General features: G+C 64.5%; 17 protein-coding genes. All 17 read left to right on the top strand.

Annotated elements, in window-relative coordinates; genetic code table 11:
* The first annotated feature begins 43 nt into the window (after nt 1–43).
* The 17 genes from KF719_RS04240 (at nt 44) to KF719_RS04160 (ending at nt 19,459) form a co-directional block, all read left to right on the top strand.
* The gene (locus KF719_RS04240; RefSeq protein ID WP_293507350.1) at nt 44–1,333 is read left to right on the top strand and encodes a TolC family protein; all 1,290 of its coding nucleotides are present in this window, start codon (nt 44–46) and stop codon (nt 1,331–1,333) included.
* The gene (locus tag KF719_RS04235) at nt 1,330–2,583 is read left to right on the top strand and encodes an efflux RND transporter periplasmic adaptor subunit (RefSeq protein WP_293507348.1); all 1,254 of its coding nucleotides are present in this window, start codon (nt 1,330–1,332) and stop codon (nt 2,581–2,583) included. Before KF719_RS04240 ends, KF719_RS04235 begins: the two co-directional genes overlap by 4 nt.
* Nucleotides 2,573–5,758, top strand: a complete 3,186-nt coding sequence (locus KF719_RS04230; RefSeq protein WP_293507347.1) for a CusA/CzcA family heavy metal efflux RND transporter — start codon at nt 2,573–2,575, stop codon at nt 5,756–5,758. Before KF719_RS04235 ends, KF719_RS04230 begins: the two co-directional genes overlap by 11 nt.
* A gap of 909 nt (nt 5,759–6,667) precedes the next feature.
* A complete protein-coding gene (locus KF719_RS04225) occupies nt 6,668–6,916 on the top strand; it encodes a hypothetical protein (protein WP_293507346.1) in 249 nt (82 codons plus the stop codon).
* Between the two features lie 100 nt (nt 6,917–7,016).
* On the top strand, nt 7,017–8,756 hold the full coding sequence (locus KF719_RS04220; protein WP_293507345.1) for a multicopper oxidase domain-containing protein: 1,740 nt from the start codon (nt 7,017–7,019) through the stop codon (nt 8,754–8,756).
* Nucleotides 8,756–9,466: a copper resistance protein B gene (locus tag KF719_RS04215; protein ID WP_293507344.1), complete on the top strand. Its 711-nt coding sequence runs from the start codon at nt 8,756–8,758 to the stop codon at nt 9,464–9,466. Before KF719_RS04220 ends, KF719_RS04215 begins: the two co-directional genes overlap by 1 nt.
* 98 nt (nt 9,467–9,564) lie before the next feature.
* The gene (locus KF719_RS04210; protein ID WP_293507343.1) at nt 9,565–10,104 is read left to right on the top strand and encodes a plastocyanin/azurin family copper-binding protein; all 540 of its coding nucleotides are present in this window, start codon (nt 9,565–9,567) and stop codon (nt 10,102–10,104) included.
* Nucleotides 10,105–10,266: 162 nt separating this feature from the next.
* Nucleotides 10,267–10,548: a DUF5676 family membrane protein gene (locus tag KF719_RS04205; RefSeq protein WP_293507342.1), complete on the top strand. Its 282-nt coding sequence runs from the start codon at nt 10,267–10,269 to the stop codon at nt 10,546–10,548.
* Nucleotides 10,549–10,550: 2 nt separating this feature from the next.
* Nucleotides 10,551–10,799, top strand: a complete 249-nt coding sequence (locus KF719_RS04200) for a hypothetical protein (RefSeq protein WP_293507340.1) — start codon at nt 10,551–10,553, stop codon at nt 10,797–10,799.
* Entirely contained in the window at nt 10,796–13,087 is a 2,292-nt protein-coding gene (locus KF719_RS04195; RefSeq protein WP_293507338.1) for a heavy metal translocating P-type ATPase, read from the top strand. Before KF719_RS04200 ends, KF719_RS04195 begins: the two co-directional genes overlap by 4 nt.
* A 28-nt stretch (nt 13,088–13,115) precedes the next feature.
* A complete protein-coding gene (locus KF719_RS04190; protein WP_293507336.1) occupies nt 13,116–13,370 on the top strand; it encodes a DUF2933 domain-containing protein in 255 nt (84 codons plus the stop codon).
* On the top strand, nt 13,360–14,016 hold the full coding sequence (locus tag KF719_RS04185) for an isoprenylcysteine carboxylmethyltransferase family protein (RefSeq protein ID WP_293507334.1): 657 nt from the start codon (nt 13,360–13,362) through the stop codon (nt 14,014–14,016). Before KF719_RS04190 ends, KF719_RS04185 begins: the two co-directional genes overlap by 11 nt.
* Nucleotides 14,017–14,081: 65 nt before the next feature.
* A complete protein-coding gene (locus KF719_RS04180) occupies nt 14,082–14,666 on the top strand; it encodes a hypothetical protein (RefSeq protein ID WP_293507332.1) in 585 nt (194 codons plus the stop codon).
* 39 nt (nt 14,667–14,705) lie between these two features.
* Nucleotides 14,706–15,170 (top strand): hypothetical protein, encoded by a 465-nt coding sequence (locus KF719_RS04175; RefSeq protein ID WP_293507331.1) that lies wholly within the window; start codon nt 14,706–14,708, stop codon nt 15,168–15,170.
* On the top strand, nt 15,167–15,877 hold the full coding sequence (locus tag KF719_RS04170; RefSeq protein WP_293507329.1) for an ABC transporter ATP-binding protein: 711 nt from the start codon (nt 15,167–15,169) through the stop codon (nt 15,875–15,877). Before KF719_RS04175 ends, KF719_RS04170 begins: the two co-directional genes overlap by 4 nt.
* A gap of 3 nt (nt 15,878–15,880) precedes the next feature.
* Entirely contained in the window at nt 15,881–18,244 is a 2,364-nt protein-coding gene (locus KF719_RS04165) for an ABC transporter permease (protein ID WP_293507328.1), read from the top strand.
* Between the two features lie 3 nt (nt 18,245–18,247).
* Entirely contained in the window at nt 18,248–19,459 is a 1,212-nt protein-coding gene (locus KF719_RS04160) for an HlyD family efflux transporter periplasmic adaptor subunit (RefSeq protein ID WP_293507326.1), read from the top strand.
* The last annotated feature ends 75 nt before the right edge of the window (nt 19,460–19,534 follow it).

The following is a 19,534-nucleotide window of genomic DNA, read 5'->3' as shown; positions in this document are numbered from 1 at the left end:
CTCCGGATGCGGACCAATTTACGCCTGCCTGTGAGATCATATCATGCCGCTCATCCGCGATGCGCGCCGTCTGGCGCTCTACCGGCTTGCGTTGTCGTTCGGTATCGCCTTTCTCGCCCTGTTCCCGGCGACCGACGTCAACGCACAGCCTCAAACGCTGACCTTGTCCGATGTTCTCGCACGGACGATCGACTTCGACCCGACGGCGAGAGCCGGTGCCGCACGTATTCGGGCTGCCGAGGCCCATCTCGACCAGGCCGGCACGCGGCCCAATCCGGTTCTCGGTGTCGAAATGGAGGATTTCGGCGGATCGGGCAATTATTCGCGTTTCGATGAGACGTCGACCACGCTTTATTACGAGGAGCTGTGGGAGCGTGGCGGCAAAAGAAAGGCCCGAACGGATATCGCCGGGGCGGAACTGGCGCAGGCGGAAAGGCGAAGGATCGCCAGTCTTCTCGATCTGGCCGCCGAAGTGCAGTCTGCCTGGGTCGAAGCCCTTGCAGCGCAGGCAGCGGCGGCGCTTGCGGACGACCGTCTCGTGGCGGTCAAGCAGCTGGAAGGCGAGTTTCGGCGCCGCGCCGAGCGGGCGCTCGATCCGCAGTTCGTGCATGAGCGCGTCCTTGCAACGCTCTCTCAGGCGCAGATCGACAGCGAGCAGGCAGCCCGGAGTGCGCGGGCGGCCCGCGCGACGCTCGCCTCCTATTGGGGCGGGGACGGGGATTTCCGGCTGGACGAGACCGGGTTCACCCGGCTCACGGCGCGCGAGCCGCGCGACGATGATTCCGCGGATCTCGCGCTCCTGACGGCGGCGCGTGAGACGGCGGCCGCGCGTGTCCGCTTTGAGAGGGCCAACAGCGTCCAGGATGTTTCGTTGCGCGCGGGACTTCGTCACTTCTCGGCCGATGACGATGTTGCGGTGGTTTTCGGGGTTTCGATCCCTCTCGGTGTTTACGACACCAATCGGGGCAATATCGAGCGGGCCCAGGCCGAACAGCTGGCGGCGGAGATCGATATTGCCGCGGCGCGGAACAGGCGGCAGCGCGAGATCGATCGCCTGACCGCCGCGCGATCCGCCGGTGCCGATGAAATCGGCCGGCTCGATGCCGAGGTTCTTCCCCGGCTCGAACGGGCGGCGGCGCTGGTCCGCGAAGGGTTCAACCGGGGCGGCACCGCCTTCACGCTGCTTGAGGTAACGGAAGCCCAACGCGCCCTGACCGATGCCCGTTCCCGCCGGATCGAACTGCTCCGCCGTTTTCATCTCGACGGCGCGCGCCTCGATCGCCTGAGCGACAGCCATGTTTCCCTCCTTTCCAATACAGAGCACAAGCAATGACTCATGCCCTTGTCGGCCGCCTGCTGGCGGCGTTCGCAACACTCGTGCTGATTGCGGGCTGCGACGATTCTCCTTCTTCCGGCCATGGCCATGGCCACGAAATCTCGGCGGATCAGGAGTATGAACGTGGTCCCCATCGCGGCCGGATGCTCCGCGACGATGATTTCGCGCTGGAAATCACCATCTTCGAGGATGGCGCCGATCCGGAGTTCCGTGTCTATGCCTACCGGGCGGACAAGCCCATCGCCCCGGCCGATGTCGATCTCGGGATCGAACTGCACCGCCTCGGCGGGCGGGTCGATCGCTTCGAATTCGCGCCGCAGGAAGACTATTTGCGCGGCGACGGCGTCGTCGTCGAGCCGCATTCCTTCGATGTGCGCGTCCGTGCGGTCGAAGACGGCCGCGAATACGAATGGTCCTACGATTCCTATGAGGGACGGACGATCATTTCGGCGGAAGCCGCAAGCGCCGGCGGAATCGAAACCGAAATCGCCGGCCCCGCAACCGTTAGCCATCTCGTCGATCTTGCGGGACGGATCGAAATCGTACCGGAAGGCCGGAGCGAGATTCGCGCTCAATATCCCGGCCGCATCCTGGAAATGCGGGCCGAACTGGGGCAGGCCGTGCGCGCGGGACAGGTTCTTGCCCGCATCGAGGCCAGTCACAGTCTTCGGGCCTATGCGGTCCTTGCACCGATGAACGGCGTGGTCGTCGCGAAAACCGCCAATACCGGCGACCTGGCGGGCGACCGTCCGATGCTTGTCGTCGCCGATCCGACACGGCTGCATGCCGAGCTTCTTGTCTATCCCCGCGATGCCGAAAGGATCCGGGTTGGTCAGACCGCCGACATTCGCGGTCTCTCGAACGAGGCCCGGACGACGGGCCAGGTCGAAGTCGTGCTGCCCGCCGCCGACGGCAACAGCCAGGCACTTGTTGCTCATGTCGCTCTGCCGCCGTCGGCCGCAGCGCATTTCCGTCCCGGCATGAGCGTGGAAGGCGCCGTCGCGGTGGCGTCGGAGGACGTGCCGCTTGCCGTCCGCACCCGCGCACTGCAGCGCTTCCGCGACTTCACCGTCGTCTATGCGAGGGTCGGCGACACCTATGAGGTGCGCATGCTTGAACTCGGGCGGCGCACGCCCGAATGGACCGAGGTTCTGGGCGGGCTTGAATCCGGCACGGAATATGTGACCGACGGCGCATTCCTGATCCGCGCCGATATCGAGAAGTCGGGAGCCAGCCATGACCATTGATGTACACACCGGTCCCGAAGCGCCGCGCGCGCCACTTCTCGAACGCATCATCGCCGGCTCCATACGCTTTCGCTGGGGGGTGCTGGCGCTTGTTCTGCTTTCCGCGGCCATCGGCGTGTGGAGCTTCCAGCGTCTGCCGATCGACGCCACGCCCGACATCACCAACGTCCAGGTCCAGATCAATACCGAGGCGCCGGGCTTCACGCCGCTCGAAGCGGAGCAGCGCATCACCTTTCCGGTCGAAACGGCCATCGCGGGCCTGCCCGGCCTGCACTACACGCGCTCGATTTCCCGCTACGGACTGAGTCAGGTCACGGCCGTCTTCGCCGACGGCACCGACATCTATTTCGCCCGCCAGCTGGTCAACGAACGGCTGCAGGGCGCGCGCAGCCAGCTGCCGGAAGGCATCAGCCCGGAAATGGGCCCCATCGCGACGGGTCTCGGCGAGATCTTCATGTACACGCTGGAGGCAGACCCCGACGCGCGCAAACCGGACGGCACCGCCTACACGCCCGAAGACTTGAGGACGTTGCAGGACTGGGTCATCCGTCCGCAGCTCCGGAACACGCCGGGCGTCACCGAGGTCAACAGCATCGGCGGTTTCGTGCGCCAGTATCATGTGACGCCCCATCCGGACCGGCTGTCGGCCTATGGCCTGACGATGAACGAGGTCGTCGCCGCGCTCGAGGCCAACAACGCCAATGTCGGCGCCGGCTATGTGGAACGCTACGGCGAACAATATCTGATCCGCATTCCCGGACAGGCATCGGCGATCGGGGATCTGCAGCAGATCGTCGTCGCCCATCGCGCCGGTGTGCCGATCCGCATCGCCGATATTGCCGGCGTCGATACGGGCGAGGAATTGCGCACGGGGGCGGCAACCGAGAACGGCCGCGAGGTGGTTCTCGGGACGGTCTTCATGCTGGCGGGCGAGAACAGCCGCGTCGTGGCCCGTGCCGCGGCCGCGCGGCTTGCCGAGGCGGCGAAGGCCCTGCCGCCCGGGGTCGCGGCCGTCGCGGTCTATGACCGCACCGACCTCGTCGAACGCACGATCCGGACGGTGGAAAAGAACCTTCTGGAGGGTGCGCTGCTCGTCATCGTGGTGCTCTTCCTGCTGCTCGGCAATATCCGCGCGGCCCTGATCACGGCCGCCGTCATTCCCTTCTCGATGCTGCTGACGGTCACCGGCATGGTCCAGTCGAAGGTCTCCGGCAATCTGATGAGCCTCGGCGCGCTCGATTTCGGGCTGATTGTCGACGGCGCGGTCATCATCGTCGAGAACTGCCTGCGCCGGCTGGGCGAGGCGCAGCGCCGCCTGGGGCGGCTGCTCGACCGCGACGAGCGGTTTGCGCTGACGGCATCCGCCGCCAGCGAGGTCATCCGGCCCTCGCTGTTCGGCGTGACGATCATCACCCTTGTCTATGTCCCGATCTTCGCGCTTACCGGCGTCGAGGGAAAGATGTTCCATCCGATGGCGATCACCGTCGTCATGGCGTTGACGGCCGCGCTGCTGTTGTCGCTGACTTTCGTCCCGGCGGCCGTTGCCATGTTCGTCACCGGAAAGGTCGAGGAAAAGGACAGCCGGTTGATGGGCTGGGCGCGGTGGCTCTATGCCCCGGTCCTCGATGCGGCCCTGAAATTCCGTCTCTCGATGATCGCCGGCGCGGTCGTCCTGGTGGTCCTGTCGGCACTGGCGGCGAGCCGGATGGGCTCGGAGTTCATCCCCAATCTCGACGAAGGCGATATCGCGCTCCATGCCCTGCGCATTCCGGGAACGAGCCTCAGCCAGGCGATCGCGATGCAGCAGGCGCTCGAGGCGCAACTTGCGCCCTTTCCGGAAGTCGAACGGATCGTGACCAAGATCGGCACCGCCGAAGTGGCGACCGATCCGATGCCGCCCTCGGTCGCCGACACCTTCATCATGCTGAAGGATCGCAGCGAATGGCCGGACCCGCGAAAGCCGCGCGCGCAGCTCGTGGCGGAAATGCAGGCAGCCGCCGAAGCCGTTCCGGGCAACAATTACGAATTCACCCAGCCGATCCAGATGCGCTTCAACGAGCTTCTGTCCGGTGTCCGGGCGGATGTCGCGGTCAAGATATTCGGCGACGATCTCGATGAATTGTTGCGTCTGGGCGAGGCGGTCGAGGGCGTGGTGAGCGGCATCCCCGGTGCCGCCGATATCGGCATCGAGCAGATCACCGGCTTGCCGGTGCTGCAGATCACGCCCGACCGCGCGGCGCTGGCGCGCTACGGTCTCAATGTCGGCGATGTCCAGGACGTCGTGTCGATATCGCTCGGCGGCCGGACGGCCGGACAGATATTCGATGGCGACAGGCGGTTCGACATCGTCGTGCGCCTGCCCGAGGACCTGCGGCGCGATGTCGACCGGATCGGACGCTTGCGCGTGCCGCTGCCGCTGTCGGGGCAGGGCCCGCGCGAATTCGTGCCGCTCGAAAACCTGGCGGCCATCGAGATCGTGATCGGTCCCAACCAGATCAGCCGCGAGGACGGCAAGCGAAGGGTCGTCGTCACCGCCAATGTCCGCGGCCGCGATCTTGGTTCCTTCGTGAGCGAGTTGCGCGACCGCATGGAGGTGGAATTCGAGATCCCGTCCGGCTACTGGGTCAGCTATGGCGGCACATTCGAACAGCTGATATCGGCGGCGCAGCGCCTGCAGCTGGTCGTGCCGGCCGCCTTGCTGCTGATTCTGGGCTTGCTCTATGCCCTGTTCCGGTCATGGCGCGACGTCGCGATCGTCTTTTCCGGCGTGCCGCTGGCGCTGACCGGCGGCGTCGCGGCCTTGCTGTTGCGCGGCCTGCCGCTCTCGATCTCGGCCGGCGTCGGCTTCATCGCCCTGTCGGGCGTTGCGGTCCTCAACGGCCTGGTGATGCTGAGCTTCATCCGTCAGCTTCGCGCCGACGGCATCGGTCTCGACGCCGCGATCCGCGACGGCGCGCTGACACGCTTGCGGCCGGTGCTGATGACGGCGCTTGTCGCCAGCCTCGGCTTTGTGCCGATGGCCTTCAATGTCGGCGCCGGCGCTGAGGTCCAGCGGCCGCTCGCAACCGTCGTCATCGGGGGCATCTTGTCCTCGACGATACTGACATTGCTGGTGCTGCCCGCGCTCTACCGGCTTGTGCATGGGAAGGAGGCGCGAGGGGCTGGTGGGAATTGAGTGTAAGGCCTGTTTCGGGAATGGTCCCTAGGCGGTGCACTTCAGTTCGGAATAGCCCCCGCGCGCCCGAAGCGGGCCTCGCCTTCGCCGCTGTCACGATGACCGGCGTGGCGTTGACGTTTTGCGCTATCGCGTGCGGTGTATCTTTGCGCGGCAGGGCATGAATAAACGTGCTACCACTCAGCCTGTACAGTTCGAGCGCGTGACGCGAGAGCTCGAAGACTGTGTCGGCGGAATGCTCCTCCTAATCGTGCCTTTCAAGCTCCAGTGAGCTTGCTCTGTTGAGACGAAGCCACGGGGAACCCCGCGGCCGAGGTGTCTCTCACAAGGCCGTGGCGGCAGATTCCCCTGTTGCCGGAAGACGCGCAGAAGGACCGACGTCTTCGAGAAATTCGTGCGTCTGATCGTTCCGGCCAAGTATCCAGGTGCTCGATGTGAAGCTTGAAGTTGATGACCGTTTATGGCGCTAACGCTACATTATCGCTGCCGGACCCTCGATTTCAGCTTCTGATATGAAGCAGGCCGCAAGATCAGGTCGAGCGCACTAACCTATGAAGGATTTGAGCGAGTCGCCTTTTGTTTCAAAGACTTGGAATGTGTTGTGTGCTCGCCCGTGCAGTAACAGACGTGATCTTGGGTAGTAGGACCTGTCTCTTGTCCGTGACGCTGCGGCAAACCGCCCTTGTGCGATTTTCTGCTTGACCTTCCCATGGTGGAAGGTCGCATTGTAAAGCCATGAAACGGGTCCGGGCACACATATCGGCTTTGTACGTCCTGAGCGTGGTGTTCATCGCGCTGGGCCATTGCTGGCCTGCGCCCTCCGCCAACGCCGCGTCGGCAACTGCGGTGTCCGCCTCTCACAGCCACCATGAAGCTGTCGCATATAAAGCTCACGGGCAGCCGGATGGTGTGTCCGCCGAAGGTTGCCTTGACGACGAAACCGCCTGCGCCATCGCGATGTCGTCTCCGGCGATGCTGCCCGCCTTGGTCTCGCTGCCGGATCCGATATCGCAGAGCGTCGTCTGGCCGACGCAGGTGACGCTGGTTTTCGCGATGCCCGCCGGTGCCTTCACGTCCCGTGGGCCGCCGGAACGACGAACGCATTCCCTTCACAGCTATGCCGAAGTCTTCGTCCGCACCGGGCGCCTGCTGATCTAGAGCCGCCATTCTCTGGAATGGGACGCCCCTGCGTCCTTTTTGCCATTGAATGGAGTGCTTCACGATGTTTCCGAAAATTTTTTCCGGCCCTGCGCCTCTCATGCGTGGATGGACAAGCGCCATCCTCGGCGCCGCGCTGCTCTGGGTGCTGCCCAGCGCCGCGCCGGCCCTCGCCGGTGAATATCACCTGACCGTCGACACGGTACGGCTCGAGGTCGGCGGCCGGACGGTCGAGAAAATGGTGATCAATGGCGGCGTTCCGGGGCCGACTCTGCGGCTTGAAGAGGGTGAGGACGCGACGATCACCGTCGTCAACAAGACCGACGAAACGACATCGGTGCATTGGCACGGGCTGCTGCTCCCCGGCATCATGGACGGTGCACCCGGTTTTAACGGCTTCATGGGCATTCCGCCGGGCGGATCCTACACCTACACCTTCCCGATCCGCCAAAGCGGCACCTACTGGTATCACAGCCATTCCGGCACCCAGGATCAGACGGTGCTCGGCGCGATTGTCATCGAGCCGGCAAAGCCATCGCCCTTCAGCGCGGATCGCGATTACGTCGTTCTGCTGGGCGACATCACGCCCGAGAATTCCGACGCGGTGCTGCGCAATCTCAAGGCCGATCCCGGCTACTACAATTACAACAAGCGCACGCTGCTCGATTTCTTCCGCGACGCGCGTGACGCAGGCCTCGGCGCCACCATGAAGGATCGCCTCGAATGGGGCGCCATGCGCATGGACCCGACCGATCTGGCCGATGTCACCGGCTATTCCTTCCTGGTCAACGGCAGCACGCCGGCGGAGAACGAGACCTTTCTCTTCCGCAAAGGCGAACGCATTCGCCTGCGCCTGATCAACGGCTCGGCGATGACGCTCTTCGACGTGCGGATTCCGGGCTTGAAAATGACCGTCGTCGCGGCGGACGGCAATGATGTGAACCCGGTGCCGGTCGACGAACTCAGGATCGGTGTTGCCGAGCGTTACGATGTCATTGTCGAGCCGAAGGAAGACATGCCCTACACGCTGTTCGCGGAGTCAATCGACCGCGCGGGTTACGCGCGCGCGACGCTCGCGACATCGGAAGGCGAGGCGGGACCGATCCCTGAGCGGCGCCCCCGCGCGCTGCTCGGCATGGCCGATATGGGGCTCGCGCATGCCGGTCACGACATGGGGGCGATGGATGATCCCGGCGCCGTCGACCACAGCACGATGGACCATAGCACCATGGATCACAGCGGAATGGGGCACGCTGGCGCGGAAGCGGACGCGTCGGAAACCCGCCTGGTCGGGTGGGCCTCGGGTTTCCCGCCGGACGCAAGGGTGCTGGCCTACAGCGACCTGCGCGCGCTTCGCCCCAACGTCGACAACAGCGAGCCGACCCGCACCATCGAAATGCGCCTCACCGGCAACATGGAACGTTATGTCTGGACGCTCGACGATGCGCGCTTCGTCGAGGCCCGGCCGATCCGGGTGCGCTATGGCGAGCGCGTTCGTCTCACCTTCGTCAACGAGACGATGATGGCGCATCCGATGCACCTGCACGGCATGTTCTTCGAGCTCGAAACCGGCAGCAAGGATCGTCGGCCGCTGAAGGATACCGTCATCGTGCCGCCGGGGCAGTCCGTGTCCGTCGTCCTGACCGCGCGCGAGGTCGGCGGCTGGCCGCTTCATTGCCACCTGCTCTATCATATGGCGTCGGGCATGATGACGACATTTATCGTCGAGCCGCCGGAGACGGCCGAAAGCGCGATTACGCCGGATGGTGCGGTCGTGCCGATCGGTGTCACGAAAAACGGTGCGGCGCATGGGTCGCATGCCGGTCATGGAGGCATGTGATGAAAAACGTCCTTGCGCTCGCTCTCATCCTCGCTGTCGGAATCGCCTCGGCGTCATACGCACAGGAACCTGCGCCGGACGATCATGGACCCGATCTCTTCAACATGATCAAGGTGGAAGTGGACTACGCCGACAGGCGTGGCGGTCTGTGGAACTGGAACCTCGATGGCTGGGTCGGTGGTGATGTCGAGCGCCTCTGGATAAGGTCGGAGGGCGAGATTGCCGACGGCGACTTCCATGAGGCGGAAGCCCAGCTCTTCTATGGCCGGAATGTCCATCCTTTCTGGGACCTGCTGGTCGGCGTCCGGCAGGATTTCGAACCCCGCGGTGAAACCTATCTCGCTGCGGGTATCGTGGGGCTCGCTCCTTATTTCTTTGAAACGGAAGTGACCGCTTTTCTTTCGACGAAAGGCGATTTTTCGGCGCGCTTCGAACAGAGCTTCGATCTCCCGATCACGCAGAAGCTGATCGCCGAACCGCATGTCGAGCTGAATCTCTTCGCACAGGATGTCCCCGAACGCGGGGTCGGCGCCGGCTTCAGCAGCATCGAGGCGGGTCTTCAGCTTCGCTACGAAGTCACTCGGAAGTTCGCACCCTACGTCGATCTCGTTTGGGAGCGCGATCTTGGAAAAACGGCATCGATCACCCGTTCTGCCGGTGGCGATGTCGAGGACACGACCCTGCGCATCGGTGTGAGGGCCTGGTTTTGACGGCACACCCCCGCAGTGAAAAAGGTCGGCATGGCGGAACATCATTCAAACCTCAAGGAGATGTAACAATGAAACACACAATCCGGAATTCGGTTCTGATGGCGGCGCTCGTCGGTCTGTTGACTGGCCCGGTGGTCGCTTCGGAGAAAGGTCACGACCACGGATCCATGCCGGGGATGGGGCATGACATGAAGGGGATGATGGGCGAGATGGACCGGCAGATGGCCGACACTTCGGCCTTCGGCCACAAGGGCGAGCCCGCGCAAGTCACAAGAACCGTCGAGATTGAATCCGCCGATATCAGGTTCGACACAGCCGAGCTAAACTTCAATGTCGGCGAGACGGTGCGGTTCGTGATCGTCAACAATGGCGAACAGCCGCATGAGTTCACGATCGGCGACGCGGCCTATCAGGAAACGGCGCGCAAGATGATGAGGCACATGGCCGAGATGGGAATGGATCCTGTCTCGCCGGAGCATGCGGCGATGCACGCCTCGGCCGGCAACACCGTCACGCTCGATGTCGGCGAGACAAAGGAGATTGTCTGGACTTTCACAGAGGCGGGAGCCTTCGAGTTTTCCTGCAACCTGATTGGCCACTCCGAAGTTGGCATGAAGGGCCGGATTATCGTGAGCTGACGCCGGCGGCTGCTAAGGGAGAGGGCGGTGCGTTGATCTGAATCAGCGCCCCCATTTCGATCCCGTGCAAGTTTGAGGCAAGGCCAGAGATTCCAGAATCAAGAAGCCCACGCGGGGCCGGCACCATATCGATCGATGGGGTCGAGACATAGGAGAGTGGTTATGAACGAGACAAAGCGTATCGCGATTGTTCCGCTGGGGATGACCCTCGGGACGTTCTTCGTCGTTACCTACATTTTCTGCGTGCTTTTCGGTCTTCTGGTGTCGGATCCCGGCATGCACCGGCTCCTGTCCGACCTGATGCCCGGCTTCACATGGATCACATGGCCGAGCTTCTTCATCGGCCTTGTTTGGTCCTTCGTCTTCGGCTGGTACATCGCGATCGTCTTTACGCCGATCTACAACTTCTTCGCCTCGGTTGGCCCAAAATCGGGGGGCGCCTGATAATGCCGAAGGAAAGCCGCCTGGTATCTGCTTCTCCGCGCATTGAGGAAAAGCCGGGACGAAAGCTTAAACACCTGCTCTGGTTTTGTCCGGTTGTCGGGCTTCTGGCTGGAGCGGCTATTCTCTGGCTTTACGGATTCACGCTTTGGGCAGCGATCGCCTTCATTTTTCTCGCCGCGTGTCCTCTCATCATCGTATGGGTACTGATGATCGAACGGTCGCAACGCCATGCACCTGGGGGAAGACCATGAAAAGTAGCGTTGCGGCAGGACGCCGCGAGACCTCGACGGAACGAACGTCCCGCCTCGTCGTCCCCGGCATGGGCAGCGATCACTGCGCCGGCCTCGTCTCTACGTCGCTGATGCGGCTCGACGGCGTCGCGGATGTAGGCACCAACATCGCCAATCATCGCGTGACGGTCCGCTTCGACCCGGCGCGAACCGACCCGGCAAGCCTGCGCGCCGCCGTCGAACGTGCCGGCTACGAGGTTGCGGCGCTTGACGAGACGAAACCCGCCTCGGCGGCCGAAGAAGGCGATGTCGAGGAGCGCTATCTGGCGGCGGCCCGCAAGCGGCTTTGGATCGCCGCCGTCCCGACATCGGTGACCATGCTGATCATGGTCCCGCACATGTTCTGGCAACCGATCCCGTTCTATCTGGCGATCGTGGCTGTTCTGGCCTTTCCCGTAGTGTTCCTCTATGGCGGCTTCGCGACCCACCGCTCGGCCTGGCTCTCGCTGACCAACCGCACCGCCAACATGGATGTGCTGATTTCGATGGGCAGCCTGCCGCCCTATCTGATCGGCCTTGTCGGCTTCTTCTATCCGATGACCTCCTTCATCGAGATGGCCGCCACCATCATGACCTTCCACATGCTGGGCCGCTATCTGGAGACGCGCGCCAAGGGCCGCGCCAGCCAGGCGATCAAGCGGCTGATCACCATGGGCGCGAAGACCGCCGCGGTGCTGCGCGACGGCGCCGAGGTGGAAGTGCCGATCGCCGAACTCGTCAAGGGCGACATCATGGTCGTGCGGCCGGGCGCCAAGGTCCCGACCGACGGCGAGATCGTCGAAGGCGCAAGCCATCTCGACGAGTCGATCGCGACGGGCGAATCCGTGCCGGTCGAGAAGGGGCCGGGCGACCCTGTCATCGGCGCCACCATCAACAAGGAAGGCATGCTGAAGATCCGCGCCACGAAAATCGGCGCGGAGACCTTCCTGTCGCAGGTCATCCGTCTGGTCGAAGAGGCGCAGGGCTCGAAAGTGCCGATCCAGGAGTTCGCCGACCGGCTGACGGCGCGCTTCGTCCCGGCGGTCATCCTGATCAGCCTCGGCAGCCTCGCGATGTGGCTTTTCTTCAGCGAGAGCCTGCGGCCGATCCTCTTCTGGGGTGCTGCCTTCCTGCCCTGGGTCAATCCCGAATTGTCGCCGCTGATGGTCGGCATTCTCTCCGCCGTCGCGGTCCTCGTCATCGCCTGTCCCTGTGCGCTTGGCCTCGCGACACCGACCGCGATCATGGTGGGCTCGGGCCTCGGCGCCGAGCGCGGCGTGCTGATCCGTTCCGGCGAGGCGATCCAGACCCTGAAGGACATCAGGGCGGTTGTGCTCGACAAGACCGGCACCATCACCCGCGGCCAGCCCGCGCTGACCGATGTCGTGGCGGCCGACGGTTTCGTTGAAGATGAGGTGCTTTCCGCCGCGGCCTCTGTGGAGGCGGGCTCCGAACATCCGCTGGGTCAGGCCATGGTTACCGGTGCGCGGGGCCGGGGCATCGATGTTCCGAAGGTCGAGGGCTTCACGGCGCATGTCGCACGCGGCGTCGAGGGCCGCGTTGGCGCCAGGCATGTGCGCGTCGGCAATCGCCGCTATCTCGGCGAGGCCGGCATCGACATTGCGGCGCTGGAAAAGCCGCTGGCAGAGCTCGAAACTACCGGCAAGAGCGCCGTACTGGTGGCGATCGGCGATCGAGCGGCCGGAATCGTCGCGGTGGCCGACACCGTCAAGGAGGACTCGGCCGCCGCCATTGCCGTCCTGCTGAAGATGGGAATCCATGTGGTGATGATCACCGGCGACAATGAGCGCACCGCGCGTCACGTCGCCCGCCAGGTTGGCATCGAAGAGGTGATGGCCGCCGTCCTTCCCGAGGGCAAGGTCGACGCCATTCGAGCGCTTCAGGAAAAATATGGTGACAAGGTCGCGATGGTTGGTGACGGCATCAACGACGCGCCCGCGCTGAAACAGGCCAATGTCGGCATCGCCATAGGCGCCGGCGCCGATGTCGCCATCGAGGCCGCCGACGTCACGCTGGTGAGCGGCGAGTTGACCAAGGTCGTCGAGGCGATCCGCCTCTCGAAAGCGACCTTCCGCAAGATCGTCGAGAACCTCTTCTGGGCCTGGTTCTACAACGTCGCGGCGATCCCGATTGCAGCTCTTGGCCTGCTGCATCCGATGATCGGCGTCGTCGCCATGACGGTCAGTTCGCTCTCCGTCATTGGCAATTCGCTGTTGCTGAAGCGCGCGAAGCTCGGCGTGGACAAATGATCGCGCCGCATGAAAAGGAGCTCGCCTCATGACCATCCGACGCGATGACAGGAATGTCTTCTGGCGCTCACCCGCGGGGCTAACGCTCGGTGTTTTCCTCGTGGTCGCGGCGCTCTTTCTGGTGCTTGAACACGGCGCGCATCTTCTGGGCGCATGGCCGCTCCTGTTCCTGCTCCTCTGCGGCGGGATGCATTTCTTCATGCATCGCGGTCACGGCTCCCATGGCTCCCACGGCGACCATGGCCGCCGCGACAATGACGGAGGACGGGACGATGAACGGTGACGTGCCGGCCTATGGCCTCTGGTTTCTGGCCGCCGTCAATGCGGCGGTCTTCATCCTCTTCGCCCTCAGTTTTTTCAAACCGAAAACACCGCGCGACTGGCGCTCGCTGGGCGCATTCTCCGCCTTCATCGTGGCGCTGTTTGCGGAAATGTACGGCTTCCCGCTGACGCTCTATCTGCTGGCAGGCTGGGCCGGCAATCAATTCCCCGCGCTGGATCCGCTTTCTCACGATGCGGGACATCTGTGGCCGGCGCTTTTCGGCTGGTCCATGAACCCGCATTGGAGCCCGTTCCATCTCTTGAGTTTCGTGCTGATCGGCGGCGGCTTCGTGCTGATCGCGGCCGCTTGGCGCCGGCTTCACGAGGCACAAGGCGAAGGAAAGCTCGCGGTGGCGGGGCCTTATGCCCGCCTGCGCCATCCGCAATATGCCGGCTTCGCCCTCATCATGATCGGCTTTTTTCTGCAATGGCCGACCCTGGTCACCGGCCTGATGCTACCGGTCCTGCTCGTCATGTACTGGCGTCTTGCGAAGCGCGAGGAACGCGAAATGGAAGCCGAGTTCGGCGAGAGCTACCGCCGCTACGCCGCGCGCGTGCCGGCCTTCATCCCCCGCCTCTCCGGTCTGTCCGGCGAGGGCGCGTCATGAGCCGCGCCGCGCCGGACGCCCGGCAACACCAAACGAGGAGCTCGAGAGCCATGAGGAGACCTGCCATGAGAACATATTCGTTGCGCGCGGCCGCGTTCGCCGCGCTGCTGGTTATGGGTGCGGCGTCCGTCGCCGCCCAGACCGCCGATCCCGAAGAGCATGACGCCCATCATCCGGCCGAAGCCCCAGCCGCCACGTCCGAGGCGGGAACGCCCGGCGGTATGGAGGGAATGCAGGGCATGTCCGGAATGAGTGGCATGATGACGCCCGAGATGATGAAGATGATGCAGGGCATGATGGGCGGGCCCAAAGGCGAGGGCGGCATGAACATGGAAAGCGCCATGATGATGTGCCCCTCGATGCAGATGATGATGGGCATGCGCGCCGGCGCCGACATGCAGGGCATGATGGGCGGTCCGGGTCTCCTCTACGGCATGCCGCATGGCGCGACGGAAGAGATGACACAGGAAAGCGTCCGCGCCTTTCTCGAAAAGCGGCTCGAATGGCACGCCAATCCGCGCCTGAAGATCGGCAAGATCGCGAAAGCGGCAGATGGCGGCATCACCGCCGAAATCGTCACCGTCGACGGTTCGCTGGTCCAGAAGCTCGCCTTCAACCGCCATCCGGGTCTGGTGCGGCAGATCGAATAATTCCGGGCGCCGAACCGGCGCATCGGGGCTGGAGAAAAAATGACCGCACGCAACGATCGCATCGCCGGCGGCCTTGTTCTGGTGCTTGGCATCCTGATTGTAGGAACGGGCATCTATTTCATGTTTCTCCGGCCACCGCTGCTGCCGGAGGATATACGTCACACCGGCATTGACCTTGCGCTCCTTCCACCGGCATTCGCCGAATGGCTGGGCATTGTTTTCGCAACCTGGGGCGGTTTTACGGCGGGCTTCGGCATTGTCCTTTCCGGCATCGGCATTTATCTGGCCGGCGGCGCGAGGGGTTGGCTTCTCGCCGGCACGGCGCTTGGTCTGTTATTGGCAACCGGCCGCTTCGCGATCAGCAACATCGTCATCGGCTCGGATTTTCTCTGGTTTGTCGTGCCGCTCTTTCTGTTGGCGGTGGTTGCCGCAACGGCGCTCCTGTGGCGGTGGTGGAAAGGGCAATCCGGCATGGATCGCTGGACGGGAGGGAAAGAGCCGTGACGCCGCAGAAACTTTTCGCCGCCGAGGGGCTGACCAAAACCTACGTGCAGGGCGAGGTGGAGGTTCACGCGCTGCGCGGTGTCGATCTCGACATCTGGACCGGCGAGGTGGTGGTGCTGCTGGGCCCGTCGGGAAGCGGCAAGTCGACCTTGCTGAACATCGCCGGCGGCCTCGATCACGCGACAAGCGGCCGTTTGCTGTTCAAGGACACCGACATCACCGCGCTCGACGACCGCGGCCTCACCGCCTATCGCCGGCGGCATATCGGCTTCGTCTTCCAGTTCTACAATCTGATCCCGAGCCTGACGGCGCGCGAGAATGTCGCGCTGGTGACGGAAATCACCGACGACCCGATGTCGCCGGAAGACGCGCTGGCGCTGGTCGGGCTCGAGCAGCGCATGGATCATTTCCCGGCGCAGCTTTCCGGCGGCGAGCAGCAGCGCGTCGCCGTGGCGCGTGCAATCGCGAAGCGGCCGGAGGTGCTGCTCTGCGACGAGCCGACCGGTGCGCTGGATTCCGTGACCGGCATGCGGGTCATCGAAGCGCTGCTCGGCGTCAACGAGCAACTGGGAACCACCACCCTCATCATCACCCACAATGCGGCCATTCAGAAGCTCGCCCATCGGGTGATCTCCTTTGCCGATGGCCGGGTCTCGGGAACCGTCGCGAACGAACGGCGGCAGTCGGCCGGCGAGATCACCTGGTGAGCCATGCGCATTCTCGACATCAAGCTGTTTCGTGACCTGATCCGCCTCCGGGCGCAGGTGCTGGCGATTGCGCTGGTCGTCGCCGGCGGCGTTGCCACGATCATCCTTGCCGTCGGCTCCTATCGCTCGCTCGACGAAACGCGGCTTGCCTATTACGAGCGCTATCGCTTTGCCGATGTCTTCGCCACGGTCCGCCGCGCGCCGGAGACGCTCGCCGCGCGCATCGCGGAAATCCCGGGCGTCGTCGCGGTCGAGACGCGGATCGCCAGTCTCGCCCTGCTCGACATCGCGGGCGTGCGCGAACCGGCCACCGGCCAGTTCATCTCCCTGCCCGAAAGCGGCGAGCCGGTCCTCAACCGCCTTTATCTGCGTCTCGGCCGGATGCCGGACCCGGCCCGGGCCGACGAAGTCGTGGTCAACGAGTCCTTCGCCAAGGCCCATGCCTTCACGCCGGGCGCGCGCTTCTCGGCGATCCTGAACGGCCGCAAGCGCGAGGTGACCGTGGTCGGCATCGCGCTCTCGCCGGAATTCGTCTACGCGATCGGGCCGGGTGACCGCATGCCCGACGACCGCCGTTTCGGCATTGTCTGGATGTCGAAAAAGGCGCTTGCCGGCATCTACGATCTCGAAGGCGCCTTTTCCGCCGTCAGCCTCAAGCTCTCGCGCGACGCCTCCGAACGCGAGGTCATCCAGCAGCTCGATGCCTTGCTCGACCGCTATGGCGGCGCGGCGTCCTATGGCCGCAAGAACCAGACCTCGCACGCCTTTCTCGATCACTCGCTCGACATGCTCGGCAATATGAGCCGCACGCTGCCGCCGATCTTCCTGCTCCTCACCGCCTTCCTGGTCAATCTCACGCTCGGCCGGCTGGTCGCGCTCGAACGCGAGCAGATCGGCCTCCTGAAAGCGGTCGGCTATGGAAACGCGGCCGTCGCCATACATTATCTGAAGCTGGTTCTTGCCATCGCCGTGACGGGCATCGCCATCGGCAGCGTCGCCGGCACCTGGCTCGGCGGCCACATCACGAGCCTCCTTGCCGAATATTACCGCTTCCCCTTTCTGGTCTTCATCAAGAGCCCGGACATCTACGTGGCGGGCGCGGCGCTGAGCATCGCCGCCGCGACCATCGGCGCCGCCCGTTCGCTCCGCGACATTGTCGGGCTGGCGCCCGCCGTCGCGATGCAGCCGCCATCGCCGCCGGGCTTCCGGCGCCTGCTGCCGCAAGGTGTTCCCTTTCGCGGTGTCCTTTCGCAACCTTCCGTGATGATGCTGCGCAACGTGACCCAGCATCCGGTGCGCGCCGCGCTGACGGTGCTCGGCATGGCCTTCAGCACCGGCATCCTCATCGTCTCGCTCTTCATCAACGACGCCATGGATGAACTGGTCGAAGTCACCTATTTCATGGCCGACCGGCAGGACGCAACGGTCAGCTTCGTCGAGAAGCGGCCCCGCAACGCCGTCCTCCAGATGGCGCGCCTGCCGGGCGTCCTCGACGCCGAGCCCTATCGCGGCGTCCCCGTGCGCATCCGCAACGGCAGCATCGAGCGCCGCGTGATGATCGGCGGCCGCACGCGCAGCGCCGATCTGAGCCGCATCATCGACGTCGATCTGCGCCCCGTCGTCCTGCCCGAAACGGGGCTGGCGATTTCGGACTGGCTGGCCTCCGTCCTCGGTGTCGGTGTCGGCGATTTTGTCGAGATCGACATTCTGGAAGGGCAGCGCCGAACCGTCTCGCTGCCGGTCGCGGCGCGGGTCGAGGATTATTTCGGCATCAGCGGCATGATGGACGCCGATGCGCTGTCGCGTCTGATGCGCGAGGCGCCGACGGTGAACGGCGTCCATCTGAGCCTCGACGCAACCATGCTCGGCGCGCTCTACGACGCGCTGAAGGTCATGCCGGTCGTCAGCGGCGTCGCCCTGCAGCGCGTTTCGCTGGCGAATTTCCGCGAGGCCATGGTCACGATCGTGACGACCATGGCGGCGATCTACACCGGGCTTGCGGCCGTCATCGCCTTCGGCGTGGTCTACAACAGCGCCCGGATATCGCTTTCGGAGCGAGCCCGCGAACTGGCCAGTCTTCGTGTCCTGGGCTTTTCACGCGCCGAGGCCTTGCGTTTTCTGCTGCTTGAACTGGCGCTGATCGTTCTCATCGCCCAGCCGCCCGGATGGGCGATCGGCTACGGCCTCGCCCGGCTCCTCAATGCCAACATGGCCGGCGAGTTGATGCGCACGCCGCTGAACATCGAAAATGCGACTTATGTTTTTGCCAGTCTGGTCGTGCTCGCCGCGGCCACGCTCTCGGCGCTGGTCATGCGCCGCCGGATCGACAGGCTGGATCTTGTGGCCGTACTCAAAACGCGGGATTGAATCATGCAGACGATTGGGCTGAAGAGAATAATGGCGGGCCTTGCGGTCGCGGTGGCCGCCGCATTCCTCGTCTGGTTCGCCTGGCCGCAACCGGTCGCGGTCGACATGGCGGAAATTGTCCGGGGTCCCATGGAGGTCACGGTCGAGGACACCGGCCGCACCCGCGTGCGCCACGTCTACACCGTTTCGGCGCCGATCGCCGGCAAGGTCTTGCGGACGCCGCGCTATGTCGGAGATGAAGTCACGGCCGACGAAACAATCGTGGTGGCGATGCAGCCCATGGCGCCGGCATTCCTCGATGCCCGCACGCGCGAGGAACTTCAGGCCGCGCTTGTCGCCGCCGAAGCGGGCATCGAACTCGCCGAACACGAAATCCACCGCATCGAAGCCGCGCATGATTTCGCTCAGAACGAGCTTCGCCGCGCCGAGGAACTGGCGCGCAGGGGCGTGATCTCGGCCAAGACTCTGGACAAGGCCCGCTTCGATGCCGAGACCGGCAGTGCCGCGCTCTCCAGCGCAAAGGCGCAACTCGATGTGAGACGCAGCGAGCGGACAAGCGTCATGGTGCGCTTGGGCGACCCGTTGGCGGTCGCGGCGTCGGATGACTCCGATTGGCGCATCGAATTGCGCGCGCCGGTTAGTGGCCGCGTCCTGCGGATCGTTCAGGAAAGCGAGTCGGTCGTTCAGGCCGGGGCACCGTTGATCGAGATCGGCGACCCGGCCGATCTTGAAGTGGTGGCGGACCTTCTCTCCACCGATGCCGTGCAGATCGAACCGGGCGCCGCGGTGCGCATCGACGGTTGGGGCGGCGCGCCGGTTCGGGGCAGGGTGGCGCGCATCGACCCCGCGGGCTTCACCAAGATTTCGACGCTGGGCATCGAGGAACAGCGGGTCCGCACGGTCATCGATTTTGTCGATCCGCCGGAAACCTGGTCGCGGCTCGGGCACGATTTCCACGTCGTCGTTCACGTGACGGCATGGAGCGCCGAGGAGGCGGTTGCCGTTCCGGTCGCGGCGCTCTTTCGCAAGGGCGACAACTGGGCCGTTTACGCGGTCCGCGACGGCCGCGCGCAGGCGACGCCCGTCGAAATCGGCCGGCGGAACAATCGCGTCGCCGAGGTGCGCAGCGGCCTCGAAGCCGGCGACCGGGTTGTGCTGCATCCGAGCGACCGGGTGGAAGAGGGCACGGCGGTTGCCGAGCGCGTCGTCCGTTGAACGCGGTGTGTAGGGAACACGAGAATGCCGGCGCAAGCCGGACGGGGAAACGCGGCCGGCATTCGGGCCTGCCGC

It is taken from the genome of Parvibaculum sp., from assembly GCF_019635935.1.
GTDB lineage: Bacteria > Pseudomonadota > Alphaproteobacteria > Parvibaculales > Parvibaculaceae > Parvibaculum.
Note: the sequence above shows the minus strand (reverse complement) of the source record. Positions and strands in the feature narration are given on the sequence as shown.

Excerpts from the sequence above, each read along its gene's own strand:
- KF719_RS04240 (WP_293507350.1), top strand. The coding sequence starts at position 44 with ATGCCGCTCATCCGCGATGCGCGCCGTCTGGCGCTCTACCGGCTTGCG.
- KF719_RS04235 (WP_293507348.1), top strand. The coding sequence starts at position 1,330 with ATGACTCATGCCCTTGTCGGCCGCCTGCTGGCGGCGTTCGCAACACTC.
- KF719_RS04230 (WP_293507347.1), top strand. The coding sequence starts at position 2,573 with ATGACCATTGATGTACACACCGGTCCCGAAGCGCCGCGCGCGCCACTT.
- KF719_RS04220 (WP_293507345.1), top strand. The coding sequence starts at position 7,017 with ATGCGTGGATGGACAAGCGCCATCCTCGGCGCCGCGCTGCTCTGGGTG.
- KF719_RS04215 (WP_293507344.1), top strand. The coding sequence starts at position 8,756 with ATGAAAAACGTCCTTGCGCTCGCTCTCATCCTCGCTGTCGGAATCGCC.
- KF719_RS04210 (WP_293507343.1), top strand. The coding sequence starts at position 9,565 with ATGGCGGCGCTCGTCGGTCTGTTGACTGGCCCGGTGGTCGCTTCGGAG.
- KF719_RS04205 (WP_293507342.1), top strand. The coding sequence starts at position 10,267 with ATGAACGAGACAAAGCGTATCGCGATTGTTCCGCTGGGGATGACCCTC.
- KF719_RS04200 (WP_293507340.1), top strand. The coding sequence starts at position 10,551 with ATGCCGAAGGAAAGCCGCCTGGTATCTGCTTCTCCGCGCATTGAGGAA.
- KF719_RS04195 (WP_293507338.1), top strand. The coding sequence starts at position 10,796 with ATGAAAAGTAGCGTTGCGGCAGGACGCCGCGAGACCTCGACGGAACGA.
- KF719_RS04190 (WP_293507336.1), top strand. The coding sequence starts at position 13,116 with ATGACCATCCGACGCGATGACAGGAATGTCTTCTGGCGCTCACCCGCG.
- KF719_RS04185 (WP_293507334.1), top strand. The coding sequence starts at position 13,360 with ATGAACGGTGACGTGCCGGCCTATGGCCTCTGGTTTCTGGCCGCCGTC.
- KF719_RS04180 (WP_293507332.1), top strand. The coding sequence starts at position 14,082 with ATGAGAACATATTCGTTGCGCGCGGCCGCGTTCGCCGCGCTGCTGGTT.
- KF719_RS04175 (WP_293507331.1), top strand. The coding sequence starts at position 14,706 with ATGACCGCACGCAACGATCGCATCGCCGGCGGCCTTGTTCTGGTGCTT.
- KF719_RS04165 (WP_293507328.1), top strand. The coding sequence starts at position 15,881 with ATGCGCATTCTCGACATCAAGCTGTTTCGTGACCTGATCCGCCTCCGG.
- KF719_RS04160 (WP_293507326.1), top strand. The coding sequence starts at position 18,248 with ATGCAGACGATTGGGCTGAAGAGAATAATGGCGGGCCTTGCGGTCGCG.